Below are 25,778 nucleotides of genomic sequence, written 5' to 3'. Positions count from 1 at the left end.
CGGAGCGAGGCTTACTCGGCCAGGGAGATGCTGCCGTTCACGCGCCGGTTCAACTTCCACGGGTTCTCGGCCTGGACCGGCTGGGGCAGCAGGGACTCCGGCAGGTTCTGGTAGGCCACCGGTCGCAGGAACCGCTCGATCGCACGGGTGCCCACGGAGGTGGTGCGGGAATCCGAGGTTGCCGGGAACGGTCCGCCATGAACCATGGAATGGTTGACCTCCACGCCTGTGGGCCAGCCGTTGGCCAGGATTCGGCCGACCTTGCCCTCAAGGACCGGGATCAGTGGCGCAGCCTGTTCGTGGTCGGCCTCGCTCAGGTGCAGCGTGGCTGTGAGCTGACCTTCGAGCCTCTTCGCCGCCGAGATCAGGTCTTCCGACGAGTCATAGCGGACAACCAGGGAGGCGGCGCCGAAGATCTCCTCATGGAGCACGGGGTTGTTCCGGAACGCAGCGGACGATGCCTGGTAGATCACCGGCGCCGGGGCGTTCTCGCCCTCACCTGGGGTGCCGCGGCCCACCAGCTCGACCCCCGACTGGGAGGCTAGCTCTTCGACGCCCTCGTTCCAGGAGGCTGCGATGGACTTGGTGAGCATGGTCTGGCCCGCGGCGGGCTTCGCGGCCTCGCCCACGGCCGCCAGGAACACATCTCCGCTGGCACCGGCGGGCACGAAGACCAGTCCGGGCGCGGTGCAGAGCTGACCGGAGGACCCGGTCACGGAGCCGAGATAGGCATTGGCCAAGTCCGCCACGGCGTCCTCGCCGGCGGCCACGGTGTCCTCGAGCAGGCGCTCGAAGAAGAACACCGGGTTGATGCTGCTCATCTCGGCGTAGACCGGAATCGGCACCTCACGCGCGGCGGCGGCCTGCATGAGTGAGACGCCGGCCCCGCGGGATCCGGTGAAGCCCACGGCCTTGATCGCGGGGTCGCTGGCCAGCGCCTGCCCGATGGAGGCTCCGGGTCCATAGATCAGCGAGAACACGCCTGGGTGCAGGCCGATCTCCTTGACCGCGGCGGTGATGGCCGCCCCCACGATCTCGGAGGTGCCTGGGTGGGCGTTGTGCGCCTTGAAGACGACCGGGCAGCCCGCGGCCAGGGCCGAGGCGGTGTCCCCGCCGGCCACGGAGAACGCCAGCGGGAAGTTCGATGCGCCGAAGACCGCCACCGGGCCCAGTGGGATCAAGCGCTGACGCACGTCGGGCTTGGGCAGCGGCTTCCGCTCGGGATCTGCGGTGTTCCAGCGGGTGCCGCGGAAGTCGCCCTGGCGCACCACCGAGGCGAAGAGCCGCAGCTGGTTCACGGTGCGGCCCCGTTCGCCCTGCACCCGGGCCCGGGGCAGACCAGTCTCGGCCATGACTCGCTCGGTGAGCGGTTCGGCTTCAGCCTCGATGTTCTCCGCGACCTTCTCCAGGAACCTCGCGTGGGTCTCTGGGTCCAGCTGGGAGAAGGAGTCGAAGGCCTCGGCGGCGGCCGCGGTCGCGACGGCGAGCTGGGCCTCATCGATGAGCGTGTAGCCCGGCTCAAGCGCTTCATTGGTGGCGGGGTTGACGCCGTTGACGGTTCGACCGGCTCCGGGCACGCTCTGCCCGGCGATGAGCGAGGCTCCGGTCAGGTTCTGGGTCTCTAGGGTCTCTGTGGTCATGGGGGAGTTCCTTTCAGGCACTGGCCAGGGCCGGTGCTTCTGCCGGCCGGATCCCGGCGGCGTCGATCAGATCGGAGAGGTCTTGGATGTCCTGGGCGGTCATGTCCTGCAGCGGCGGGCGTACCGGTCCGGCGTCGCGGCCAACCGCCTTGAGCCCGCCCTTGACGATGGACACGCCATAACCCTTCACCCGGTCTCGGATCTCCAGGTAGGGAAGCACGAAGCGGTTGAGCTTCTCGGTCACCGCGATGCGGTCCTGACGGCGCACATCGGCGTAGAACTCCAGGGCGAACTCCGGGACGAAGTTGTACATCGCCGAGGAGTAGGTGCTCATTCCCAGCTGCAGCATCGGCAGTGCGAACGTCTCCGCCGTCGGGAGTCCGCCCAGGTAGAAGAGTCGGTCTCCAGCGGTGGCGACCACTCGGGTGACGGCCTCGATGTCACCCGTCGCGTCCTTGAAGCCGATGAAGTTCTCATGCTTGGCGGCGAGCCGGCTGATCGTATCGGCCCGGTAGATCGCGTTGGCGCGGTTGTAGACGATCACTCCGATGTCCACCGCCGAGCAGACGGCATCCACATGGGCCTCCAGGCCCAGCTGGTCGCATTCGGTCAGGTAGGGCGGCAGCAGCAGCAGACCCTCACAGCCGGCGGCCTGTGCCGCGCGGGCGTTGGCCACCGCGAGATAGGTGGCGCCTCCGGCGGAGCCGAGCACCGGGACGACGTCGCCGGCCTCTTCCACGGCCATTCGTGCCACGAATGCGTTCTCCTCCGGGGACAGGCTGAATCCCTCACCCGTGCCGCCGGCGGCGAAGAGCCCCGCAACACCCTGCCGGGCCTGCCAGTTCAGATGCCGACGGTAGGATTCCTCGTCCACCTCGAGATCAGCCGTGAAAGCGGTGACGGGGAAGGACAGCAGTCCCTCTTTGAGCTGTGCCGCCAGTTCATGCGGGGTGTACTTGGCCACGGAGACCTTCCTAGGTTGTGGTTCGGAGGGTATGCCTCCCAGGAGGCGAACTCTCATCGTTGCGGTGCCTCTGAGCGGCAGCTCGGGGCATAGTCCTTCCCACCTTAGGTTCCGCCAGTGATGCCCGTCTAAGCTTTGTTTCGTATGGATTGATGCACTCAAAGCATCTTCAGCCTGGTCGGTGTCCCGAGCGCAGCGGTGTGTCCCCGAGGATCTCGAGGAGACTCGTCAATGCTGGGTTGCGGTGGTTGCGTCGCCAGATCGCGTGCAGCTCCACGACGTCCCGAGCCTGTTCAGCGAGCTCCAGGTGAGTGACTCCGGCGATTCCCAGTCGTGCCGCGGACTCTGGGACGAAGGCAACACCGCGTCCGGCTCCGACGAGAGAAACCATGGTCAAGATCTGACTCACGGTGTGCACCACGTTCCCGTGCTGGATCGGCATATGTCGGATCGCGAGGTCGTAGAAGTAGCGGGCCTTCAGGGGCGAATGCATGATCAGCGGAGTCTCCCGGAGGTCCGCGGCCTCCACCGGGCGGTCCAGCTGGGTCAGGGGATGCTCATCGGGCACGGCAAGGCGCAGGGATTCGGTCTGCACGAGCTTGGACTCGAAACGATCCGGGTCGATGGGTGGACGTGCCAGGCCCAGGTCGATGCCGCCGCTGTTCAATGCCGCGAGCTGTTCTCGGGTGACCATCTCGCGCAGGTCGATGTCGACCTGGGGGAGGTGTTCGGCGGCGGTGCTGAGGACCTGGCCCAAGATGCTGAGCGCGGAGGTCGCCGTGAAGCCGATGCGCAGCACTCCGGCGCGTCCACGAGCGATCCGGCGCGCGGTCAGCGGAGCCTGATCGGCCGCGATGAGCAGCTTGCGGGCGTCGGCGAGGAAGGCCCTGCCGGCCGTGGTGAGCGCCACCTTGCGGTTGTCGCGCTCGATGAGCTGCACTCCAACGGACTTCTCCAGCTTCTGGATCTGTCTGCTCAGCGGCGGCTGAGTCATATTGAGGCGCTCTGCGGCTCGCCCGAAATGGAGCTCTTCGGCGACGGCGACGAAGCTTCGGGTCTGGTCCAAGGTGAACACAATGCACTCCGAGTATCAGTAGCGGGTCTCAACAAGCGTTTGAGCATCATCGTGTCATGTGGGTCACGCCGGCTCAAGCACGGGCGACTGCGATGCACGATGGGGATCATGTGGTGCCGTATGCGCAATGAAGTCCTGAGCCCCGAGTCCTGAGCCCCGAGTCCTGAGCCCTACGGGCAGCGTGGCCCAGTCCCGCGCCCCGGGGGGTCTGCCGCAGGCGCGCAGCTCAGTCGAGCTCGAGCACCCGCCGGCGCGAGGCAGTCAGATGTAGGCGCATCGCCGCGGAAGCGGCTGCCGAATCGGCCTCGCGGACGGCGTCGAGGATCGCCCGGTGTTCCAGCGCGGCCAGCTGATGCCGGTCGGCACTGGCCTCCAGGCGGGTGCGCGGCATCGAGATCATCGTGGGACCCAGGCGACTCACCGCCTCGATCAGGTGCGGGTTGCCCGCAGCTTCAGCCAGGGTGCGATGGAACGCGAAGTCCTGCTCCACTGCGGTGGCGGGATGTTCGACGGCGGCCGCAAACCCTTCCAGTGCCGCCGCCAGCGCGGCGAGCTGGTGCTGCGTGCGGCGGACCGCGGCCAGCGCTGCCACCTCACATTCGAGGGCCATCCGGTATTCGATGAGCAGCGCTCGGTCCTGTGCTGTGCGGGGGGCGGGGGTTGAGGTGGGCGAGGTCTCGGCGGGAGCTGCCAGCACGAAGCTGCCAGTGCCGCGCCGAGTGTGGATCAGGCCCTCGGCGCGCAGCTGAGTCAGCGCCTCACGAACCACGGTGCGGCTCACGCCGTGCGCGCTGATCAGCTCCGATTCGCTGGGCAGCTTGGTGCCGATCGGCAGCGTGTCGTCGAGGATCTGCTGGCGCAGCTGGGCGGAGAGGTTCTCGGTGCGGTTCATGGCCTGCTTTCGTCAGAGATCAGCTTAGGCCCCGAAGCCCCGAAGCCCTCAGGATCGGCCGAACTCGGCGGTCGCGTGGGTCAGCCTCCGGGCGCGGGGGCTCAGCGAGATCCCCAGCCCTGGGCGTGCCGGGACCAGCATCCGGCCATCCGCGATCTCGAGTCGCTGCTCGAAGAGCTGGTCGAGCCAGTCGAAGTGCTCCACCCAGGGTTCCGTGGGGTAGGCCGCGGCGAGGTGCAGGTGGATCTCCATGGCGAAATGCGGTGCCAGGGCGAGGCCCGCCTGATGGGTGAGGGTTGCCAGCCGCAGGAACTGGGTGATCCCACCGATGCGCGGGGCATCGGGTTGGAGGATGTCGCAGGCGCGGCCTGCGATGAGCTTCTCGTGTTCCGAGACCGAGGCGAGCATCTCGCCGGTGGCGATCGGGGTGTCCAGGGCGGCGGTGAGGGAGGCGTGGCCTTCGACGTCGTAGGCATCCAGCGGCTCCTCGATCCAGTTCAGGTCGAACTCTTCGAGCCGCCGGCCCATGCGCAGCGCTGTGGCACGGTCCCACTGCTGGTTGGCGTCGACCATCAGCGGCACATCGGGGCCGAGGTGCTCGCGGATCGTGGTGACCCGGCGGAGGTCTTCGCGGGTGTCTGGAAGTCCGACCTTGATCTTGATGCCGCCGATCCCCGCCTCCAGGGAAGCGGAGGCGTTGTGCTGGATCTCCTCGATGGAGGCCTGAAGGAAGCCGCCGGAGGTGTTGTAGGTGCGCACCGAGTCGCGGTGTGAGCCGAGCAGCTTCGCCAGCGGCAGGCCCGCCCGGCGCGCCTTGAGGTCATAGAGGGCGATGTCGATCGCCGCCAGCGCCTGGGTGGCCACGCCCGAACGACCCACGGAGGCGCCGGCCCAGAGCAGCTTGTCATACAGCTTGGCGATGTCGCTGGGGTCCTCGCCAATGGTCAGCTGGGCCACCTCTTTGGCGTGGGCGTACTGCGCCGGCCCGCCGGCGCGCTTGGAGTAGGAGAACCCGACCCCTTCGAAGCCCTGCTCCGTGGTGATCTCGGCGAAGAGCACCTCCACCTCGGTCATCGGCTTCTGCCTACCCGTGAAGACCTTGGCGTCGGAGATCGGGCCGGCCAGCGGGAGTGTGGCGGCGGAGAGGGTGATGTGCCGGATGGCGTCTGGGGTGTAGGACATCCAGTGATCGTACAAGTGGATTACTTGTTATACAAGAGTGGACGGAGAAGCTTCAGCGCCCCAGGGTGGACTCTCGGGCCAGCAGTGAGGGGGTGAACACCTGGTGCTCCACGGGCGCCTCGGGATCCTCGATCGCTGCGACCAGCAGCTCTGCCGCGCGGGCGCCCATCTCCTCAGCGGGCTGCCGCACGGAGCTGATCGGCACAGTGGCCGATGCGGTGAACGCGATGTCGTCGTAGCCGATGAGTGCGATGTCCTCGGGCACCCGAACCCCGGCGCGGGAGAGCTCCTGCAGGGCACCCAGGGCGACCAAGTCGTTGGTGGCGAAGATCGCGTCGGGACGCTGTGTCTCCGGGAGTTCGAGCAGGTTCCGGGACGCCTCGCGGCCGGCGGTGGCGTCCATGGCTCCGGTGTCGACGAGGCGCACCTGCGCGCCGTCGTACTCTTGGGCCGCCGCCAGCGCACCCTGGTGTCGGTGGGCGACCTGGCGGATGCGTTGCGGACCGCCGACCACGGCGATACGACGTCGTCCCAGCTCGAGCAGGTGCTCGGTGGCCAGGCGCCCGCCGAGCACGTCGTCGGTGGAGACCGAGGAGAGCGCATCGGCGCCCGCGTCGCGGTCCACGAGGACCACAGCGATCCCGCGCCGCCTGATCTCCTGGAGCCGCTCGATGATGTCACCCACCGGGGTCACCAGGAGCCCGGAGACTCGCTGTTCTTCGAAAAGCCGCAGCTGGGTCAGCTCGCGCTGAGAACTCTGACTTGAGTTTCCCAGCAGCAGCGGTCGGTGGAACACCTCGAGGCTGTTCTCCGCGCCTCGGGCGACGTCTGCGAAAAAGGGGTTGCCGATGTCGAGCACGATCATGCCTACGGCCAGATTCTGCTGCTGACGCAGCTGTCGGGCTGCATCATTGCGCACATAACCGAGATCGGCGATGGCCACCTGAACGCGCTCCCGCGTGGCCTGGGAAACCTTGTCTGGGTGATTCAGCGCATTGGAGACGGTCGCGGGGGAGACTCCGGCTCGTGCAGCCACGTCGCGTACCTGAGCCAGTGCCATGAGATTCAGAATACCTCGCGGGTTCAGGCATCATGAGGGCCATGGACGCACCGCTTCAGCCCCCAGCCCCCGGCCGCCGAGTTCTCTTTTGCGCGGCTGGCGCAGCCCTGGGCGCGGTGCTGATCCTGCTCGTGGCCCTGCCGTTGGACGTCATCCAGGGGTTCCTCGAAGGTGGGGACCTGATTCGGGCGGCCGGCAGTTATGCGCTGGCCATGATCCCGGTGGCCGGGCTCGCCGGGGCGCTGGGCGGTGGCGTGGGTGCCTACTCACGCTGGTCCACGGCTACCCGGCCGCGCGGAACGGCCGTGCTCGCAGGGGTCACCGCCACAGGTGTTGGGGCGATGGCGACCTTCGGGCTGCTCTGGGCGCCATTGGCGGCATGGGCGCAGATCGGCTGGATCATTCTGATCGGCGCCGGCGCTGCATTCGGTTCGCGGTGGCTGGATGCACGGCTTGCGGCTGGGGAGTCCGCTGGAAGCGTCGATGCCACTGATGCCTGAACGGCATCATGCGGTGCCGAGATGGTTCTGATGTGCGGACTGCGCCGCTCCAGCAAAGTCGGCGATCGCGCTGGACCGCCGATTTCGTTGGCGGGGAACGCTACGTGTGGTTCCTCAGTAGGCTCGGGAATCTCGGTCTAAGCCCTCGTTGACACGCTGTGATGAGGATCATACGATCATGGGCAATGATTGAAACGATTTAATACACCGGCGATGCTGGCCCTAGCGGCCGAGAGGACCCCCATGCAACGAGTCTGTTTCCAGCTTCAGGTCAGGCCGGAACGCCTGGAGGAATACACCGCTCGGCATCGAGCCGTCTGGCCCGAGATGCTGCAGGCGCTGAAGCGTTCCGGGTGGCGCAATTACTCGCTGTTCCTGCGCGGGGACGGGCTGCTCATCGGGTACATGGAGGTCGATTCCATCGCCGCCGCGCAGGCCGCGATGGACGCCGAGCCGATCAACGCCGCTTGGCAGGAACAGATGGGGGAGTTCTTCATCGACCTCGAAGGGGCCAGGCCGGACACCGGCTTCCTCCAGCTCCATGAGGTCTTCCACCTCGAGGACCAGCTGGCCACCGTCGAGCGGTCCGCCGCCCAGACCCCGCAGAACCACCCGACACCGCAGAACCACCAGACGCCGCAGAACTAGAGGAACCATGCCTACTTTCGAGCAGATCTCCCAGCAGCTGGACCATCAAGCCATCGAGGTCCCCTCCTGGGCCTATGGCAACTCCGGGACCCGGTTCAAGGTCTTCGGCTCTGCCGGGACCCCGCGGACCGTTCAGGAGAAGATCGCCGACGCGGCGGCGGTGCACCGGTTCACCGGCTTGGCGCCGAAGGTCGCGTTGCACATTCCCTGGGACAAGGTCGATGACTACGCCGCGCTCACCGCCTATGCCGCCGAGCAGGGCGTGCAGATCGGCACCATAAACTCCAACACCTTTCAGGACGACGACTACAAGCTCGGCGGGCTCACCCACCACGACCCGGTGATCCGGCGCAAGGCCATCGACCACCACCTCGAATGTCTGCAGATCATGGACGCCACCGGCTCCCAGGACCTGAAGATCTGGCTGGCCGACGGCTCCAACTACCCCGGGCAGGCCGATATGCGCTCCCGCCAGGACCGGCTCGCAGAGTCCCTGGCCGCCATTTACGCCGAGCTCAAGGACGATCAGCGCCTGGTGCTGGAGTACAAGATCTTCGAACCGGCGTTCTATCACACCGATGTCCCCGACTGGGGCACCGCTCTGGTGCAGGTCCAGGCCCTGGGAGAGAAGGCGATGGTCTGCCTGGACACCGGCCACCATGCCCCCAGCACCAATGTTGAGTTCATCGTGGCCCAGCTGCTGCGACTCGGGCGGCTCGGATCCTTCGACTTCAACTCCCGGTTCTACGCCGACGACGACCTCATCGTCGGCTCGGCCGATCCGTTCCAGCTGTTCCGGATCATGTTCGAAGTGGTCCGCGGCGGAGGCTACGCCGCGGACTCCGGAGTCGCGTTCATGTTGGACCAGTGCCACAACGTGGAGAAGAAGATCCCCGGTCAGATCCGCAGCGTGCTCAATGTCCAGGAGATGACCTCCCGCGCGCTGATGGTCGACACCGAGTCACTCGCCGCCGCTCAGCAGGCCGGTGACGTGCTCGGCGCCCACGAGGTCTTCATGGATGCCTTCTACACCGATGTCCGGGCCGACCTCGCCGCCTGGCGCGAGACCCGCGGACTCCCGGCCTCGCCGATGCGCGCCTACGCCGAGTCGGGATACCAAGAGACGATCGAGGCCGACCGCGTCGGCGGAACCCAGCTCAGCTGGTGAAGGAGACCCCCATGAACCCCACGGTCAACGACCTGATCAACCGGTCCAACAGCCTCGGCGCGGACCCGAAGAACACCAACTACGCCGGCGGCAACACCTCGGCCAAGGGCACCGAGCAGGACCCGGTCACCGGCGAAGAGGTCGAGCTGCTCTGGGTCAAGGGCTCCGGCGGAGACCTCGGCACCCTCAAGGAGTCCGGCCTGACCACCCTGCGGCTGGACCGGATGCGCGCGCTTCAACATGTCTACCCCGGAGTCGAGCGCGAGGATGAGATGGTCGCCGCCTTCGACTACTGCCTGCACGGCAAGGGCGGCGCCGCCCCGAGCATCGACACCGCCATGCATGGTCTGGTGGACGCCGCCCACGTGGATCACCTGCACCCGGACTCCGGGATCGCGATCGCCACCGCCGCTGACGGACCCGAGCTGACCACGAAGATCTTCGGTGAGAAGGTCGTCTGGGTGCCCTGGCGCCGTCCCGGCTTCCAGCTCGGCCTGGACATCGCCGCGATCAAGGAAGCGAACCCGCAGGCCATCGGCTGCATCCTCGGCGGTCACGGCATTACCGCCTGGGGTGAGACCTCGGAGGAGTCCCAGCAGAACTCGCTGTGGATCATCGACACCGCAGCCGCCTACATCGCCGAACACTCCAGCCCGGAGCCCTTCGGTCCCGCACTCGAGGGCTTCTCGGCGCTGCATGAGTCCGAGCGCCGCGCCAAGGCCGCCGCGCTGATCCCGACCATCCGGTCCATCGCCAGTGCGGACAAGCCGCAGATCGGCCACTTCAGCGACGACGACGCCGTGCTCGAGTTCCTCGCCCACGCCGAGCACCCCCGGCTTGCCGAGATGGGCACCTCGTGCCCGGACCACTTCCTGCGCACCAAGGTCAAGCCGCTGGTGCTGGACCTGCCCGCCGATGCCTCGGTGGAGGACTCCATCGCCCGGCTGCGCGAACTGCACCAGACGTACCGCGAGGGCTACCAGGCCTACTACGACCGTCACGCCAGCGGAAGCAGCCCGGCGCTGCGCGGCGCCGACCCGGCGATCGTGCTCATCCCCGGCGTCGGGATGTTCAGCTTCGGCAAGGACAAGCAGACCGCCCGCGTGGCCGGTGAGTTCTACCTGAACGCCATCAACGTGATGCGCGGCGCGGAGGGCCTCTCCAGCTATGCGCCGATTGAGGAGTCGGAGAAGTTCCGCATCGAGTATTGGGCCCTGGAGGAGGCCAAGCTGCAGCGCATGCCGGCGCCGAAGCCGCTGGCCACCCGGATCGCCCTGGTGACCGGGGCCGCTTCCGGCATCGGCAAGGCCATTGCGGAGCGTCTCACCGAGGAGGGCGCCGTCGTCGCCATCGCGGACCTGAACCTTGCCAAGGCCCAGGAGGCCGCCGCCGAGATCGGCGGGCCTGACAAGGCAGTGGGCATCGCCGTGGACGTTTCGGATGAGGATGCCGTGGTCAAGGCCATCGACGAGACCCTGCTGGCCTTCGGCGGCCTGGACATCGTGGTCAACAACGCCGGGCTGAGCCTGTCGAAGTCCCTGCTGGAGACCACCGCCAAGGACTGGGACCTGCAGCACAACGTGATGGCCAAGGGCTCCTTCCTGGTCTCCAAGGCCGCTGCCGGGGTGCTCATCGACCAGGGCCTCGGCGGAGACGTCATCTACATCTCCTCGAAGAACAGCGTCTTCGCGGGCCCGAACAACATCGCCTATTCCGCCACCAAGGCGGATCAGGCGCACCAGGTGCGCTTGCTCGCCGCCGAACTTGGCGAGCACCAGATCCGGGTCAACGGCATCAACCCCGACGGCGTCGTCCAGGGCTCGGGCATCTTCGCCTCCGGCTGGGGTGCCAATCGTGCCGCCACCTACGGCATCGAGGAGAAGGACCTGGGCGCCTTCTATGCCCAGCGCACCATCCTCAAGCGCGAGGTGCTGCCGCGCAACGTGGCCAACGCGGTATTCGCCCTGCTCGGACCCGAGCTCTCGCACACCACCGGACTGCACGTGCCCGTCGACGCCGGCGTGGCTGCCGCGTTCCTGCGCTGATGCACCCAGCGACGAACACGGGAGCGGGGAGAGCCGCGGCGCCGACGACGACGCACGCCGCCGTCGACCTCGGCGCCTCCTCCGGACGCGTGGTGCTCGGTCGGGTGGGCCCGGACACGCTCGAGTTCTACGAGGCCGCGCGGTTCTCCAATGGCGTGGTCCCTATGCCCGATGGGCTGCACTGGAACCTCGCGGGCCTCTACGAACAGGCACTCGCCGGGCTCGGTGTGGCCGTCCGGGAGACCGAGGGCGAACTCGCCTCTGTGGCCATCGACTCCTGGGCGGTGGACTACGGTCTGCTCACCGGAACCGACCCGCACCGAATGCAGCTGCTGGGCACCCCGTTCCACTATCGGGACGAGCGCACCGCGGCCGGCGTGGAGAAGGTCCACGGCAGAGTCTCCTTCGCTGAGCTCTACCGACGGAACGGACTGCAGTTCCTACCCTTCAACACGCTCTACCAGCTGGCCCAGGAGGGACTGGCGCCGCATGCAGATCGGCTGCTGCTGGTGCCGGACCTCCTGGGCTATTGGCTCACCGGCGAGCAGCTCACCGAGGTCACCAACGCCTCGACCACGGGACTGCTCGACGTGCACACCAAAGAGTGGGACACCGATCTCATGTCCACGCTTGGCCTGTCCTCGCGGATCTTCGCGCCCGTGGCCGCACCGGGCACCACGCTGGGCCCGATCCGCGCCGAGCTGAAGCCGCTGCTCGGCGGGTGCCAGCTGCCGGTCACCCTGGTCGGCTCCCACGACACCGCCAGCGCGATCGTGGGCACCCCGCTCTCCACTCCCGACGCCGCCTATATCTCCTGCGGCACCTGGGGGTTGGTCGGCCTGGAACTGGACACTCCTGTGGTCAGCGACGCCTCCCGCGCGGCGAACTTCACCAATGAGGGCGGAGTCGACGGGCGCACCCGGTTCCTCACCAACGTCATGGGCACCTGGCTGCTTTCCGAGACGCTGCGCACCTGGGAGCGTCAGGAGGGGAAGAGCCAGGATCTGGTCGGCCTGCTCGACGCGGCCTCCGAGGTGAACCCGGCCGCCGTCGTCGTCTTTGATGTCCAGGATGAGCGGTTCGTAGCGCCTGGTGACATGCCGGCCCGGATCGGGCAGCTCTGCGCGGAGCAGGATTCCCCGATCCCGGCGGGCAAGGCGGAGCTGGTGCGCAGCATCGTGGAGTCCATCGCTTACCAGTTCGCCGCGGCGCTGCGGACCGCCGGTGAACTCGCGGACCGGCGGGTCGACGTCGTCCATATGGTCGGTGGAGGGTCGCTGAACGCGCTGCTCTGCCAGGCCACCGCCGATCGCAGTGGATATCCTGTGGTGGCCGGGCCTGTGGAGGCCACTGCCATAGGGAATCTGCTCGTCCAGGCGCGCACCGCGGGGACGCTTTCGGGCAGCCTCGAGGACCTGCGCGAGCTGATCATCCGAACGTATTCTCCCATCACGTACCGTCCACAGTCCTGAAATTCCACAGTCGTCGAAGCGACCGGTCTAGGAGCAACCCATGGTTCAGCGTCAACTGCCCAAGCCGCGCGACATCGCGCCGCTGATGAAGTTCAAGAAGTTCGACTTCAACGCCTCCCGTCGCCGGCTCGATGCGGCGCTGACCATCGAGGACCTGCACAAGATCGCCAAGCGGCGCACCCCGAAGGCGGCGTTCGACTACACCGACGGCGCCGCGGAGGGCGAGTTCTCACTCACCCGTGCCCGGGAGGCGTTCCAGGACATCGAGTTCAACCCCTCGATCCTGCGTGATGTCTCCGAGGTGGACACCTCGTGTGAGATCTTCGGCGGGCGCTCCGCGCTGCCCTTCGGGATCGCCCCGACCGGGTTCACCCGGCTGATGCAGACCGAGGGCGAGATCGCCGGGGCGACCGCAGCCGGTGCCGCGGGGATCCCGTTCACCCTCTCCACGCTGGGCACCACCTCCATCGAGGCGGTGAAGGAGGCGAACCCGGACGGGCGCAACTGGTTCCAGCTCTATGTGATGAAGGACCGTGAGATCTCCTATGCGCTCACCGAGCGCGCCGGGAAGGCCGGGTTCGACACCCTGTTCTTCACCGTGGACACCCCGGTCGCCGGGGCACGGCTGCGGGATAAGCGCAACGGGTTCTCGATCCCGCCGCAGCTGAGCCTGGGCACCGTGCTCAACGCGATCCCGCGGCCCTGGTGGTGGTATGACTTCCTGACCACCCCGCCGCTGGAGTTCGCCTCACTCTCCTCCACCGGCGGCACAGTGGGGGAGCTGTTGGACAAGGCGATGGACCCCTCGATCAGCTTCGAGGACCTGAAGATCATCCGGGAGCTGTTCCCCGGCAAGCTGGTGGTCAAGGGAGTGCAGAACGTCGAGGATGCGAAGCAACTCGCCAGCCTCGGGGTGGACGGGATCGTGCTCTCCAACCACGGCGGACGGCAGCTCGACCGCGCCCCGGTCCCATTCCATCTGCTGCCCGAGGTGGTCCGCGAGGTGGGCGAGGACCTCGAGGTGACCATCGACACCGGGATCATGAACGGCGCGGACATCGTGGCCTCGATCGCCCTGGGCGCGAAGTTCACCCTGATCGGGCGGGCGTATCTCTACGGTCTGATGGCTGGCGGCCGGGCCGGGGTGGACCGGACCATCGAAATCCTCGCCGATCAGGTCCAACGCACCATGAAGCTGCTGGAGGTCCCGAACCTCGCCGAGCTTGAGCCCAAGCACGTGACCCAGCTGGAACGGCTCGTCCCCCGCGCCCGCTGAGGCCCCACCCCTCCTGGCTGGTTGAGTTATCCGGCGGTGACGTTCCGACCGGATAACTCAACCAGCCAGGAAAAGGGAGGGGTCAGCGCTTAGACGCGCGGTACCCGGCGCTCTTGGCGGCCGCCGTGGTCGTGAAGCACTCCTCGGGCTTGGTCCGGGAATAGAAGGCTCCGCTGGGCACGTGGTAGATCCCGGAGTCGGCGTTGCCCTTGACCGGGTAGCCCTTCGGGCAGTTGAAGGTCGAGGAAGTGATCTTCACCCGGGTCGGCGTCTTCGCCGGAGCTGCCTTCTGCACCGTCGCGGTCGACGCCGAGGTGCGGGTCAGCGTGGTGTGCCCGGACTTCCTGCCGGTCACCACCACGGAGATCCGCTTGCCCGTGTGCGCGCTGGCCACCTTATAGGTCCGGCTGGTCGCGCCCTTGATCGAGGTGCCGTTGGCGCGCCACTGATAGGAGAACGAGGTCGAGGACGTCCAGGTCCCGACGCTGGCCGAGAGGGTCTTCCCCGCGGTCGCCGAGCCGGTGATCTTCGGGGTGGAGGACCGCGCCACCTTCAGCGTGGCCTTCGAGGTGCGGGTGACCGTGCTGTAGCCGGAGCGCTTCCCCGTCACCTGCACGGTGATCCGCTTGCCCTGCTGTGCGGTGCTCGGGGTGAAGGTGCTGCGCGTGGCACCGCTGATCGCCTTGCCGTCGGCGTACCACCGGTAGCTGCGAGCGGTCCCGCTGGTCCAGGTGCCCGGCTTAGCGGTGAGCTTCGTGCCCACAGCGGCGGCTCCCGAGATCGTCGGGGTGGGCGCGCGAAGCGTCTTCAGCGCAGCCCTGCTCATGTCCGGCACCACGGGCGCTGCTGCGGGTGCTGCGACGGACGACGTGGACGACGCCGGGGCCCCGCTCAGCGGGAGAGCCGCCTGCGCGGAGGCACGGAGTGTAGAGACACTGAGTGCAGAGTGGCTGAGCTGCGTCGTCGTCAGCTCTGGCGGCGGCGCTGAAGCCCCGATCAGAGTGGCGGCCAATACGGTGGTGGTCAGGACCGAGGTGAAGGTCCGCCAATGCTGGGAGGCTCCCATGGCATTCGTCTCCAGTGTGAGGCGTCCGCTGCGCGGGACGGGGCGGTAGCAGGATCCACTCCTGAACAGAGTGATCATATAGTCAGACAAGCGAATCTCCACCGATCACAGCGTGCCAACTTTTCCTGGCTGGTTGAGTTCTCCGGTCGGAACGTCGGAACCGGAGAACTCAACCAGCCAGGAGGGGTGGGGTGGACGGGGCTCGGGGGGGAGGTGTCGTGGGGCTTCACGACCCTGCCTGGAGCCGGGTTTCATGCGACCATGGAAAAGGTCTGTTTCTCCATACATCTCGAGAGTGAGGCGGGAGCACCGCATGGTGAATGCACCCCTGCACATCATCACCCTGGTCAAATGGGTCCCGGACGCCCAGCTGGAGCGCCGGTACAACGCCGAGGCGCGCATCGACCGCTCCGAAGGCGTGCTCAGCGAACTCGACGAATACCCCCTGGAGGCCGCGCTGCAGCTGCGCGAGGCGGCGGCGGACCGCGAAGTCCGGGTCACCGCGCTGACCATGGGCCCCGCCGGCTCCAGCACGGCTGTGAAGAAGGCCCTGCAGATCGGGGCCGACGACGGCTACCAGCTCACCGACGACGCCCTGATCGGCGCCGACATCTGGGCCACCTCGGTAGCGCTGAAGGCCGCGGTCGAGGCCGTGGCGGGGGCCGCCGAATTCGAGTCCGGCGAGCCGGAGTATCTGGTGCTCACCGGCATGGCCTCTGAGGAGGGCGAGTCCGGCGCGGTCCCCGCCCAGCTCGCCGAGCGTCTCGGCGCCCACGTGGTCACCTACGCCACCGGGCTCGAGCTGGAGCCGGAACGCCTGATCGTCACCCGGTCCGGAGGCACCGAGTCGCAGAAGGTCGCGGTGCGCATGCCCGCCGTCGTCTCGGTCACCGACCAGGCCAACGACCCGCGCTACCCCAACTTCAAGGCCATCATGGCCGCGAAGAAGAAGCCGCTGACCCGGTTCAGCCTTGCTGACCTCGGGCTGCGCGCCGAAGAGGTCACCGCGAAGGTCCGGGTGCTGAGCACCCAGGCCCGTCCCGCGCGCACCGCGGGAGAGATCATCACCGATGAAGGGGACGCCGGTCTGAAGATCGTCGAGTTCCTGGCGAAGGAGCGTCTGCTGTGAGCAATGTCCTGGTCTTCTTCGATGTCCTCGGCGAGACGCTGAGCTTCACCCAGCGCGAGCTGATCGCGCAGGCCCAGTCACTGGGAGAGGTCCACATCGCCATCGGCGCCTACCAGGGTGACCCCACCCCGGCGCTGGCGATCAGCGGCGTCGGCGAGGTCTACCTGGCCGAGGCCAGCCTGCCCGCCCCCGAGGTCGCCGTGGTGGACCTGTTAGAGACCGCAGTGGCCGAATGCGGTGCCGAGGTCATCCTGGGCTCCTCCACGGCGGACGTCACCGACGCCCTGGCCCGGCTGGCGGTCCGGCTGGACACCGGAATCATCTGCAGCATCGCCGCGCTGACCGGGGAGCTTCTCGCCACGAAATCTGAGCTGGCCGGCTCCTACACGACGGTCTCGCAGCTCGCTCCGGGCCTGAGTCGCCCGCTGATCGCGACGTTCAGGCCCAACAGCCTGGACCCGCAGCGGGTCGACGCGCTCCTCGACGCCGGAGACCAGCCCGATGGCACCGTGCTGCCGGTGCGTCCCTCCCAGGGCGGTGTGGAGGTCCTGCACCGCGAGGCGCTGAAGGTCTCGGCCCGTCCCGCCCTGGCGGAGGCGCGCGTCGTCGTCGCTGGCGGCCGCGGAGTCGACGGGGACTTCACGCCCCTGGAGGAGCTCGCCGACGAACTCGGCGCCGGACTGGGCGCCTCCCGCGCGGCCACCGACGCCGGCTGGATCGAACACGCCGCCCAGGTGGGCCAGACCGGGGTGACGGTCTCCCCGCAGCTCTACATCTCCGCGGGGATCTCCGGGGCGGTCCAGCAGCGTTCCGGGATGCAGACCGCCGGCACCATCGTGGCGATCAACAAGGACGAAGACGCCCCGGTCTTCGAGATCGCCGACTTCGGCGTCGTGGGGGACCTGCACGAGGTCATCCCGCAGATGATCGAGGAGCTGCGACGGCGCAAGGGATGACCCCGCGCGTCTGAACCGCTCCACCCCGGGCTCGCCCCCGCATCGGCCCACCCGCACCGGGCTCGCCCATCAGGACCGGGTACCCGCACCACCCCCGGCTCGCCCACCACGCTCGGAGAAGATCCATGTCCCACCTCGCCTCAGACCGCTTCGGGCTTGGCCCAGCCCTGATGTTCTGCCCGGCAAGCCGTCCCGAGCTCTTCGGCAAGGCCGCCGAGGCCGCCGACGCGGTGATCATCGACCTCGAGGACGCCGTGGTCTCCGGGGCCAAGGAGATCGCCCGGGACCACGCGGTGCAGGCGTTGAACGCGGGGGAGAGGCCCCTTGATCCCGCGCGCACCCTGGTGCGGGTCAACGCCCCGGGCTCCGGGGAGCTCGAGGATGACCTGCGTGCCCTCGCGGGCACCGAGATCCGCTTCGTGGTGGTCTCCAAGGCGGAGCGCACCGAGGTCCTGGACCGGGTGGCGGCTGCGCTGCCCGGCGTCGGCCTGATCCCGCAGATCGAGACGCCGGTCGGGGTGCTCAACGACGTCGCGCTGGCCCAGCACCGGGCCACCGTGGCGCTGCTGTGGGGCACCGAGGACCTGATCGCCGGCATCGGCGGCACCACCTCGCGCAACAGCGACGGTTCGCAGCGGGAGATCATCCGCTTCACCCGTAACCGGCTGCTGCTCACCGCCGGCGCCGTGGGGGTGCCGATCATCGACGCGGTCTTCACCCGGGTCCCGGACCTGCAGCGCCTGGCGGTGGAGACCGAGGACGCCTGCGCCTCCGGCTTCATCGGCAAGGCCTGCATCCACCCGAAGCAGATCGCCCCGATCCGGCAGGCCTATACCCCCACGGCCACGGATCTGGAATGGGCCAAGGGGGTCATCGCCGCCTTCGAGAACACGGCGGGACTGGCTCCCGGTGCCGGACATCGCGCCGACCCGGAGCTCTCAGGGGCCTTCAGCTTCCGCGGTGAGATGATCGACATGCCGGTGATCATCCAGGTCCAGCGGATCCTGACCCGCTTCGAGTCCATCGGCAGGGTCGTCTGAGCCGCGCCTGGCGCGCCGCAGCACCGCCCCCAACCGCACCGACCGCGACCACCTGAACCTCCACCGCCTGAAAGGTCACCCGCCTACGATGTTTGCCGGTTTCTACGACGAGATCCACGAGGAGTTCCGCGAGGTGGTGCGCGAGTTCGTCGCCCGCGAGGTCACCCCGCACTACCCGGGGTGGGAATCTGCGCACATGATCGAGCGCTCGATGTGGCTTGCGGCGGCAGAGAACGGTCTGCTCGGGCTCGCGGTTCAGGAGGACCACGGCGGCATGGGGCTCGGGGACTACCGGTTCCGGATGATCCTGGACGAGGAGCTCGCCCGCGCCGGCGCGCTCGCGGTCTCCCTCGCGCTGCATCTGCACGATGACTGGGTGCTCCCGGCGCTGCTGAAGTTCGGCACCCCGGAGCAGCAGGCGGCCTGGCTTCCGCGGTTCATGGACGGCTCCTTCGTCTCCTCCGTGGCGTTCACCGAGCCCGGCGCCGGGTCAGACCTGCGCGCCGTGCGCACCAAAGCGGTGAAGAACGACGACGGCGGCTGGACCCTCGACGGGCAGAAGACCTTCATCGGCAACGGCATCTCCGGCGACGGGGCCCTGGTGCTGGCGCGCACCGACGGCTCCGATGTCCGTCAGCGCGGCGCCGAGGACTCCTTCAGCCTGTTCCTGGTCGAGAAGCAGGACAACCCGGGGTACCAGCCGGGACGCCAGCTGGAGAAGATGGGGTTCACGGCCTCTGACACCGCCGAGCTGTTCTTCGCCAGGGTGCAGATCCCTGCCGCCAACCTGATCGGCGAGGCGGGCCGGGGCCTGGAATACGCCAAGGCGATCCTGCCGCAGGGCCGGCTCGGCATCGCCACCTCAGCCGCGGCGATCACCGCCGAGGTGCTGCGCCAGACGCGCGACTACGTCGCCCAGCGGGAGACCTTCGGGCAGCCGGTGAGCGAGCACCAGAACACCCGATTCCAGCTCGCCGAGCTGCAGGTGGGACTTGAGGCGACCGAGCGCTACGTCGCGGCTGCCGTGGCAGGGTTCAACGCCGGTGAGCTGGACCTGGTCGGCGCCTCGAAGGCGAAGCTCTGGGCCAGCGAGCAGGCGAAGTCCTCGGTGGACGCCTGCCTGCAGCTGCACGGCGGCTACGGCTACATCCTGGACTATCCGGTGGCCCAGGCCTACCTCGCAGTGCGTCTGCTCACCATCTTCGGCGGCACCAGCGAGATCCTGAAAGAGACCATCGCCGCGGGGCTGCGGTGACCCCCTCCACCAGCCTCAGCCCAGGGTCCGGGTCATGAACACGCTGTTGGGATCCGGGCGGTAGCTGCCGAAGGGCGGACATTCGGTGAACCCGTGCCGGAGGTAGAGCCGACGCGCGGCGGCGAAGTAGTCCTCCACCCCGGTCTCCAGGCTCAGCCGGGTGCAGCCGCGGGCACTGGCCACGCTGATCAGGTGCTCCAGCATGGCGCTGGCCACGCCCTGACCGCGCGCCGCCTTCGAGGTGCGCATGGCCTTGATCTCCACGTGACGAGGCTCCAGCTCCTTGAGCGCGGCGCAGCCGGCCAGCGCCTCCTCGGGTTCGAACCAGGCGCTGAAGAACGTCATCCCAGGTCCGCTGAGCGCCTGAATGTCCAGGGCATGGATACTCTCCGGCGGTGAGGTCTCGTGCATGTCCCGCAGATGCTCGGTGATCAGCTCCCGCACGGCAGGATGATCCAGGGTCCCCTCGGTGATGCGCATGCTCGATATTCTGCCACCGGTGGCCTCACGGACTAGTCTGACGTTCGTTCCATGCGCAGGTCGGCGTCTGGAGCCTGGAGCACAGCAGCAGAATGGAATCGAATGAGCACAGCAGCGCCCACCACCGCCCAACGCCGCCGGGGCTCCACCCTGATCTACCTCTTCGGCGCCCTGGGCGGGCTGAACTGGGGTTATGACACCGGGGTGATCTCCGCGGCGCTGGTGTACCTGCGCCGTGACTTCCAGCTCAGCAGCTGGACGGAAGGCGCCATCGTCACCGGGCTGATGGTCGGCGCCGCGATCGGCGCCGGCCTGGGTGGACGGCTCTCCGATCGCTACGGCCGCCGGGCCGTGCTGCTGGTCACCGCGGCCCTGTTCCTGATCGCCCCACTGGGCATGGCCTTCGCCCCGAACCCCGAGGTGCTCTTCGCCGCCCGGCTGGTGGTCGGGCTGGGCACTGGCCTGGCCGCCGTCGTGCTCCCGGTGTATCTCTCCGAGATCGCCCCGGCGCGGATCCGTGGCCGGGTCACCGCCTCCTACGTGTTGGCCATCGTGATCGGGCAGTTCCTCGGGTTCGTGGTCGGGGTGGCGTTCGCCCCGGTGGAGTCTTGGCGCTGGATGCTGGGGCTCTCGGTGATCCCCTCGGTGCTCTTCGCGCTGGGCCTGACCGTGGTGCGCGAGACTCCGCGCTGGCTGGTCCACCGCGGCCGGGAGGCCGAGGCGGAGCAGATGCTGCTGCGCGACCGGACTCCCGAAGAGGCCCGCCGGGAGCTCGGCGAGATCCATGAGGTCCATGAGGCGGAGCAGCGCGACGGCGTCTCGGGTCTGCGCGCACTGCGCCGGCCCTGGGTGCTCTCGATCCTCGGGGTGGGCTTCGGTCTGGGGGTCTATCAGCAGGTGATGGGCATCAACGCGGTGCTCTACTACGCGCCCACCACGCTGCAGAACGTCGGCTTCTCCGACGAGGGTGCGATCGGTTCAAACCTGATCATCGGGGCGCTGAACATCGTCGCGGTCTGGATCGCGATCAGCTACACCGACCGCTGGGGACGGCGGCCGATGCTGCTGGTCGGGGCGCTGGGCACCTCGCTGGCGCTGGCCGTGCTCGCCGCGGTGAACCTGCTCATGCCCGCACCGGACGGGCTCGGCGCGCTGGGCATCGCCACCCTGGCCTGCCTGGCGGTATTCATCTTCATGTTCCAGGTCAGCTGGGGCGCCCTGGTCTGGGTGGTGCTCGGGGAGATCTTCCCGCTGGGTGTCCGCGCGGCCGCGATGGGCGTGGTCACCACCGCGCACTGGCTGGCCAACGGGCTGGTCTCGCTGCTGTTCCCCACGGCGCTGGCGGCCTTCGGGGTGGGTTGGATCTTCGCCGGGTTCTCCCTGATCTGCTTCACCGCCTTCCTCTTCACCTTCAAGAAGGTCCCGGAGACCAAGGAGCGCACACTGGAGCAGATCGAGACCGCGTTCCGCCGGGCGGGATGATCACGCCTGCCGCCCGGTGCTGACCGAGCGTCAGACGGCAGCCCCTTGACATACTGCGTGGTCTACATCACATAATGGCGCTCGGACAGCTGTCCGAAACCTGCGCCCAGTCGTGGTGCCCGCCGTCCTGACTCCGCCGCTGCGCGGGAGGAGAGACACCTATGCCCATGAGCTTCAGCCATCAGACGCTGGGCCAGCAGGTCCATTTCGGCGTCGGGAACCTCACCAGAGACGTCCGGAGTGAGGTGACGCGTCACCAGGCCCAGCAGATCCTGCTGATCGCCTCCGGCAGCGCCGTCGCTGCCGCGGATGAGCTGCATGCCACGCTGCGGATCGCGCACCGGATCGACGGCGCCCGTCAGCATGTTCCCGTGGAGGACGTGGAGTCCGCCTGCGACGCCGCGACCCAGGCCCAGGCCGACCTGATCCTCTGCGTGGGCGGAGGCTCAGCCATCGGGCTGGGCAAAGCCGTTGCCCTGAAGACCCGCGCTCCGATCATCGCGGTGCCCACGACCTACGCCGGGTCCGAGGCGACGAACGTCTGGGGCGTCACCGAGGCCGGCGCCAAGGCCACCGGCACCGACGAGGTCGTCCTGCCTGCCGGGGTGGTCTACGACGCCGAGCTGGTCCGTGACCTCCCACAGGAGCTGGCCAGCGCCTCCGGCATGAACGCGCTGGCGCACTGCATCGACTCGCTCTGGGGCCCGCGGGCCGATCCGCTCAACGCTCTGCTCGCCGGTGAGGCCATGGGTGCCCTGCGTCGCGGCATGAGCCCGCTCGCCGGGGACTCAGATGGATCAGGGAACTCAGGTGGATCAGGAAACCCAGGTGGATCAGCAGGCCCAGGGACCTCAGGGGCCGCCGATTCCGCCGGCGCCGAGCTGCAGGCCCGCCAGCAGCTGCAGTACGGGGCCTACCTCGCCGCCACGGCCTTCGCCTCGGCCGGCTCCGGGCTGCACCACAAGATCTGCCACATGCTCGGTGGAGCCTTCGGGCTGCCCCACGCCCAGACCCACGCCGTGCTGCTGCCCCACGTGCTCGCCTTCAACCTGCCTCATGCGCCCGCGGCCGGGGAGCGCATTGCGCAGGCCCTCGACGCCCCGGATCCGCTGACCGGCCTGGAGCGGCTGCGCACCCAGATCGATGCCCCGCGTGCACTGCGGGACCACGGGCTGAAGGAGGCCGATCTGGACCGTGCTGCGAGCCTGATCCTGGAGGTCGTCCCGGCGAGCAATCCCCGGAAGATGACCGCCACCGATGCGGCCGAGCTGATCCGGGCGGCATTCTCCGGAGCGGATGCCTCCGCGCTGGAGCGTCCCGTCCGGCACCTGGAAGGCAGCAGGTCACCCTAGTCCCCAGAACGCAGCAGTCACTTCCACAGAAGGGCACCACCATGACGTATCTGCTCGGCTCCCACCATGTGACGCTCTCCGTCGGCAAGGCCCAGGAGGACGTCGACTTCCACACCAAGGTCCTGGGGATGCGCTTCATCAAGAAGACCGTGCTCTACGACGGCTCGATCCCGATCTATCACCTGTATTACTCCAACGCCCACGGGGACCCCTCCGCGGTGGTCACCACCTTCCCCTGGGCCCAGCAGGGACGATTCGGCACGCGCGGCACCAATCAGGCCCGCGAGGTGATGCTCGCGGTGCCGGCGGACTCACTGGACTTCTGGGCGAAGCGGCTGAGCTCCATGCAGATCGATCACCAGCAGTCCGAGCTCTTCGGTGAACGGCGGCTGGAGTTCCACCACCCCTGCGGTCTGGAATACGTGCTGGTGGGGGTGCACGGTGACCCGCGAGTCGGGCATCCCGGACACGGGGTGCCCCCGGAGCACGCGGTGCACGGGATCTACGGCATGGGCATCCACGTCTATGACCAGGACCGGATGGTGGACTTCGCCAAGGACGTGTTCTTCTTCGACGGTGAGATCAGCGAGGCCGGCGACGTCGCCCGGTTCAAGGTCGGCTCCGATGACTACGGCAACTGGGTCCAGCTCCGCGGCAACCGCACCGATGATCAGGGGACCTGGCGATTCGCCGCCGGCACCTACCACCACTTCGCCTGGAACTTCGACACCCTGGAGAACCAGGAGGCCTCGAAGTTCCAGATCGAGGGCGCGGGCTACACCGACATCTCGGAGCTGAAGGACCGCACCTACTTCAAGTCCCACTACGTGCGCACCCCCGGAGGGGCGCTCTTCGAGCTGGCGGTGACCCATGCCGACGGCGGCTGGGACTGCGATGAGTCCCCCGAGGAGCTGGGCCGGAAGTTCATGCTGCCGCCGCAGTTCGAGCACGAGCGCGAGCACATCATGTCCCAGCTCGAGCCGCTGCGCGTGGACGACTGATCCGCCGTGCTGACCCATCACCAGATGGACCTCGTGCACCACGGCGCCGAGCCCGAGCAGGCGCGGCTGGTGGTGTACGGGGTCCATGGTCGCACCCAGAGCCCGCAGTTCTTCATCGACCTCGCGCAGCGTATCGGCGTGGACGGCATCTGCTGGTGGCTGCCCAGCGCGGCGGGGCACTCCTGGTATCCGGGGAAGTTCATGGAACCGTTCGAGTCCAACCAGCCCCAGCTCGGCCAGGCCCTCGCGGTGGTCAAGGATCAGCTCTGCAAGCTGCTTGACACCCGCGACGACGACGGCGCCCCGGTGGTCGTCTTCGGGTTCTCCCAGGGAGCCTGCCTGCTCGCCGAGTACCTGCTCACGGTCCAGCCGGCGGTGGACGGGGCGCTGCTGCACACCGGCGGGTATCTGGGGCCGCGACCACGCAGCTTCGATGCGGCCTCCGAGCCCGGGCTCAGCGGGCGCGCCATCGAGCTCTTCTGCGCCGATGAGGACCCCTGGGTGCCGCTGCACCGGGTGAAGGACACCGCCGCGGCGTTCGAGGGACTCGCCGCGGTCACCACGCTGAGCGTCTACCGCGACGAGGAGCACCACATCGCCGAGGACGCCGTGGCCCGGATCCGCGAGTATCTCAGGCGTCACGCCCGGGGCTGAACAGGCTGATCCAGCCCGGGACTCCTGCTGCCGGAGAAGAGCTGTCGACTCAGGCGAGCGGGGGCTCAGCGCAGCTCGTGGGCCAGACGCTGGATCGCCGCCGGGCCGACCAGATCCCCGGAGAGCATCGGAAGGGTGTCCACCGCCACCCCGGGGAGCAGCTCGGAGAGGGAGTCCAGATGACGCTGCTCCTGTTCCCGCCGCTGCGCCAGGTACTCCCCGGCATCGCGGGGAGAGAGTCGGTTGACCACCAGGCCGCCGACGTCGACCCCTGACTCGCGCAGCTGCGCGCAGAGCTCCACGGATTCCAGCACCGGGAGTCGTTCGGGGGTCAGCACCACCACGAAGCTGCAGGTCTTGGGGTTGCTGAGCACCTCGCGCAGCATCTCGAACCGTGCCTTGCGGCGGGTCAGCACCTGCCGGATCCGCTGATCCCGGTTGCTCGGAGCGTTCGACGCCGGGTCATCGTCTCCGTCGAGCACCCGCACCGCCGCACCGAAGCGTTCTGCCTTGCTGCGCCGGGTCAGCAGTCCAGACATCCAGGTCGACATGATCTCCGGCAGGGCCATGAGCCGTGCCGTATGACCCGAGGGGGCGGTGTCGAAGACGATCAGATCATGTGCGTCGAGCCCGTATTCGATCAGCACGGCGATGCGTTCCAAGATGGCCGACTCATGGGTGCCGGGGGAGTGTGCGGAGAGCTTCAGATGCGCGGCGACCTGTGGGTGGAGGTGTTCCGGCATGAAGTCGCGCAGCGTGGCCCCGACCTCCGCCAGGTGCTCGTCGATGGTGCGCTGCGGGTCGATCTCCACTCCGCGCAGCACCCCGCCGGTAGTGTCGTCGCGGTAGAGCTCCACCGGCTCATCGCCCACCCGCTGGTCCCACAGGTGGCCCAGATTATGCGCCGGGTCGGTGGAGACCAGCAGCACGCGTCGCCCGGAGGCGGCCTGGTGCAGCGCCGCTGCAGAGGCGGTGGCCGTCTTGCCGACCCCGCCCTTGCCGCCGAGGAAGAGCACGCGGCGTCGTTGAATCAGCTCCAGCAGCATGTACCGAGTCCTTTCAGCAACAGCTCAGTCCATCCATCGGGGAGTGCTCCAACCCTTGGCGGGTGTGCCATTCATGCATCCGGTCCAGCATCTCGGGCAGCAGCTCCAGGGTCATCCCCGAGGCGGGGTTCGGCAGGCCCAGCGCCTCGGAGAGCACCAGCATCATGAACAGGTCCTCTTCATCGCGCTTGGCGCGGGCGAAGACCCGCCGGTACGGGGCGACGTAGAACTCGTGGAGCCCGGCGTTGAACCGCTTCCACAGACTGGCCGGCTCCTCGGCTCGGGGTTGATGGCCAGCTGCATGTGCCACGGCCCGTCCCCTTCCTCCGAGAGATCCTGCCCACTGGTGTGAGGCACCTCATGCTACGCCAGAGCAGCGCCCAGGGTCGGATGAC

Annotated in this window: 24 protein-coding genes; 14 read left to right on the top strand and 10 right to left on the bottom strand. The window is 68.2% G+C overall.

All coding sequences use genetic code 11. From position 1 onward, the window contains the following. Positions 1 to 11 precede the first annotated feature (11 nt). From HNR11_RS04325 to HNR11_RS04300, 6 genes are all read right to left on the bottom strand, one after another. Entirely contained in the window at positions 12 to 1,640 is a 1,629-nt protein-coding gene (locus HNR11_RS04325) for an aldehyde dehydrogenase (NADP(+)) (protein ID WP_179441285.1), read from the bottom strand. A gap of 13 nt (positions 1,641 to 1,653) precedes the next feature. Next, the gene (locus HNR11_RS04320; RefSeq protein ID WP_179441284.1) at positions 1,654 to 2,604 is read right to left on the bottom strand and encodes a 5-dehydro-4-deoxyglucarate dehydratase; all 951 of its coding nucleotides are present in this window, start codon (positions 2,602 to 2,604) and stop codon (positions 1,654 to 1,656) included. 169 nt (positions 2,605 to 2,773) lie between these two features. Then, positions 2,774 to 3,679 (bottom strand): LysR substrate-binding domain-containing protein, encoded by a 906-nt coding sequence (locus HNR11_RS04315; RefSeq protein ID WP_179441283.1) that lies wholly within the window; start codon positions 3,677 to 3,679, stop codon positions 2,774 to 2,776. Positions 3,680 to 3,905: 226 nt separating this feature from the next. Then, positions 3,906 to 4,571 (bottom strand): FadR/GntR family transcriptional regulator, encoded by a 666-nt coding sequence (locus tag HNR11_RS04310; RefSeq protein WP_179441282.1) that lies wholly within the window; start codon positions 4,569 to 4,571, stop codon positions 3,906 to 3,908. Positions 4,572 to 4,619: 48 nt separating this feature from the next. Next, positions 4,620 to 5,753 (bottom strand): L-talarate/galactarate dehydratase, encoded by a 1,134-nt coding sequence (locus tag HNR11_RS04305; protein ID WP_179441281.1) that lies wholly within the window; start codon positions 5,751 to 5,753, stop codon positions 4,620 to 4,622. Positions 5,754 to 5,805: 52 nt separating this feature from the next. Then, positions 5,806 to 6,813 (bottom strand): LacI family DNA-binding transcriptional regulator, encoded by a 1,008-nt coding sequence (locus tag HNR11_RS04300; protein ID WP_179441280.1) that lies wholly within the window; start codon positions 6,811 to 6,813, stop codon positions 5,806 to 5,808. 41 nt (positions 6,814 to 6,854) lie between these two features. On the opposite strand from HNR11_RS04300, the gene HNR11_RS04295 reads away from it, so the two are divergent. The 6 genes from HNR11_RS04295 (at position 6,855) to HNR11_RS04270 (ending at position 13,922) form a co-directional block, all read left to right on the top strand. Continuing rightward, entirely contained in the window at positions 6,855 to 7,313 is a 459-nt protein-coding gene (locus HNR11_RS04295; protein WP_179441279.1) for a hypothetical protein, read from the top strand. 243 nt (positions 7,314 to 7,556) lie between these two features. Further along, on the top strand, positions 7,557 to 7,961 hold the full coding sequence (locus HNR11_RS04290; protein WP_179441278.1) for an L-rhamnose mutarotase: 405 nt from the start codon (positions 7,557 to 7,559) through the stop codon (positions 7,959 to 7,961). Positions 7,962 to 7,968: 7 nt separating this feature from the next. After that, a complete protein-coding gene (gene rhaI / locus HNR11_RS04285) occupies positions 7,969 to 9,129 on the top strand; it encodes an L-rhamnose isomerase (RefSeq protein WP_179441277.1) in 1,161 nt (386 codons plus the stop codon). A gap of 11 nt (positions 9,130 to 9,140) precedes the next feature. Next, a complete protein-coding gene (locus HNR11_RS04280; protein ID WP_179441276.1) occupies positions 9,141 to 11,174 on the top strand; it encodes a bifunctional aldolase/short-chain dehydrogenase in 2,034 nt (677 codons plus the stop codon). Further along, positions 11,174 to 12,646: a rhamnulokinase gene (locus HNR11_RS04275; RefSeq protein ID WP_179441275.1), complete on the top strand. Its 1,473-nt coding sequence runs from the start codon at positions 11,174 to 11,176 to the stop codon at positions 12,644 to 12,646. Before HNR11_RS04280 ends, HNR11_RS04275 begins: the two co-directional genes overlap by 1 nt. Positions 12,647 to 12,686: 40 nt before the next feature. Beyond that, the gene (locus HNR11_RS04270; RefSeq protein ID WP_179441274.1) at positions 12,687 to 13,922 is read left to right on the top strand and encodes an alpha-hydroxy acid oxidase; all 1,236 of its coding nucleotides are present in this window, start codon (positions 12,687 to 12,689) and stop codon (positions 13,920 to 13,922) included. An 82-nt stretch (positions 13,923 to 14,004) separates the two neighbouring features. Here HNR11_RS04270 and HNR11_RS04265 read toward each other — a convergent pair whose 3' ends face one another. Further along, positions 14,005 to 14,748 carry a sunset domain-containing protein gene (locus tag HNR11_RS04265; protein ID WP_179441273.1) on the bottom strand — a complete coding sequence of 248 codons (744 nt, stop codon included), beginning with the start codon at positions 14,746 to 14,748 and terminating at the stop codon, positions 14,005 to 14,007. A gap of 553 nt (positions 14,749 to 15,301) precedes the next feature. Between HNR11_RS04265 and HNR11_RS04260 the strand changes: the two genes are divergently transcribed. From HNR11_RS04260 to HNR11_RS04245, 4 genes are all read left to right on the top strand, one after another. Continuing rightward, a complete protein-coding gene (locus tag HNR11_RS04260; protein WP_246310312.1) occupies positions 15,302 to 16,117 on the top strand; it encodes an electron transfer flavoprotein subunit beta/FixA family protein in 816 nt (271 codons plus the stop codon). Continuing rightward, a complete protein-coding gene (locus tag HNR11_RS04255) occupies positions 16,114 to 17,073 on the top strand; it encodes an FAD-binding protein (protein WP_179441272.1) in 960 nt (319 codons plus the stop codon). Before HNR11_RS04260 ends, HNR11_RS04255 begins: the two co-directional genes overlap by 4 nt. Positions 17,074 to 17,198: 125 nt before the next feature. Next, on the top strand, positions 17,199 to 18,113 hold the full coding sequence (locus HNR11_RS04250) for an HpcH/HpaI aldolase/citrate lyase family protein (RefSeq protein WP_179441271.1): 915 nt from the start codon (positions 17,199 to 17,201) through the stop codon (positions 18,111 to 18,113). Between the two features lie 88 nt (positions 18,114 to 18,201). Next, the gene (locus tag HNR11_RS04245; RefSeq protein ID WP_179441270.1) at positions 18,202 to 19,368 is read left to right on the top strand and encodes an acyl-CoA dehydrogenase family protein; all 1,167 of its coding nucleotides are present in this window, start codon (positions 18,202 to 18,204) and stop codon (positions 19,366 to 19,368) included. 15 nt (positions 19,369 to 19,383) lie between these two features. On the opposite strand, the gene HNR11_RS04240 is transcribed toward HNR11_RS04245, so the two are convergent. After that, positions 19,384 to 19,848 (bottom strand): GNAT family N-acetyltransferase, encoded by a 465-nt coding sequence (locus HNR11_RS04240; protein WP_179441269.1) that lies wholly within the window; start codon positions 19,846 to 19,848, stop codon positions 19,384 to 19,386. Positions 19,849 to 19,950: 102 nt separating this feature from the next. Here HNR11_RS04240 and HNR11_RS04235 point away from each other — a divergent pair, with 102 nt between their 5' ends. From HNR11_RS04235 to HNR11_RS04220, 4 genes are all read left to right on the top strand, one after another. After that, positions 19,951 to 21,330 carry a sugar porter family MFS transporter gene (locus HNR11_RS04235; protein ID WP_179441268.1) on the top strand — a complete coding sequence of 460 codons (1,380 nt, stop codon included), beginning with the start codon at positions 19,951 to 19,953 and terminating at the stop codon, positions 21,328 to 21,330. 167 nt (positions 21,331 to 21,497) lie between these two features. Beyond that, entirely contained in the window at positions 21,498 to 22,682 is a 1,185-nt protein-coding gene (locus HNR11_RS04230) for an iron-containing alcohol dehydrogenase (protein WP_179441267.1), read from the top strand. Between the two features lie 41 nt (positions 22,683 to 22,723). Further along, on the top strand, positions 22,724 to 23,683 hold the full coding sequence (locus tag HNR11_RS04225; RefSeq protein WP_179441266.1) for a VOC family protein: 960 nt from the start codon (positions 22,724 to 22,726) through the stop codon (positions 23,681 to 23,683). A gap of 6 nt (positions 23,684 to 23,689) precedes the next feature. Further along, positions 23,690 to 24,337 (top strand): alpha/beta hydrolase, encoded by a 648-nt coding sequence (locus HNR11_RS04220; RefSeq protein ID WP_179441265.1) that lies wholly within the window; start codon positions 23,690 to 23,692, stop codon positions 24,335 to 24,337. A gap of 65 nt (positions 24,338 to 24,402) precedes the next feature. On the opposite strand, the gene HNR11_RS04215 is transcribed toward HNR11_RS04220, so the two are convergent. Both HNR11_RS04215 and HNR11_RS04210 read right to left on the bottom strand, forming a co-directional pair. Beyond that, entirely contained in the window at positions 24,403 to 25,383 is a 981-nt protein-coding gene (locus HNR11_RS04215; RefSeq protein WP_179441264.1) for an ArsA family ATPase, read from the bottom strand. A 13-nt stretch (positions 25,384 to 25,396) separates the two neighbouring features. Continuing rightward, positions 25,397 to 25,693, bottom strand: a complete 297-nt coding sequence (locus HNR11_RS04210) for a cory-CC-star protein (RefSeq protein WP_375139276.1) — start codon at positions 25,691 to 25,693, stop codon at positions 25,397 to 25,399. Positions 25,694 to 25,778: the final 85 nt, after the last annotated feature.

It is taken from the genome of Nesterenkonia sandarakina (genome assembly GCF_013410215.1).
Taxonomy (GTDB): Bacteria; Actinomycetota; Actinomycetes; order Actinomycetales; family Micrococcaceae; genus Nesterenkonia; species Nesterenkonia sandarakina.
This window is presented reverse-complemented; position numbering and strand designations above follow the sequence as displayed.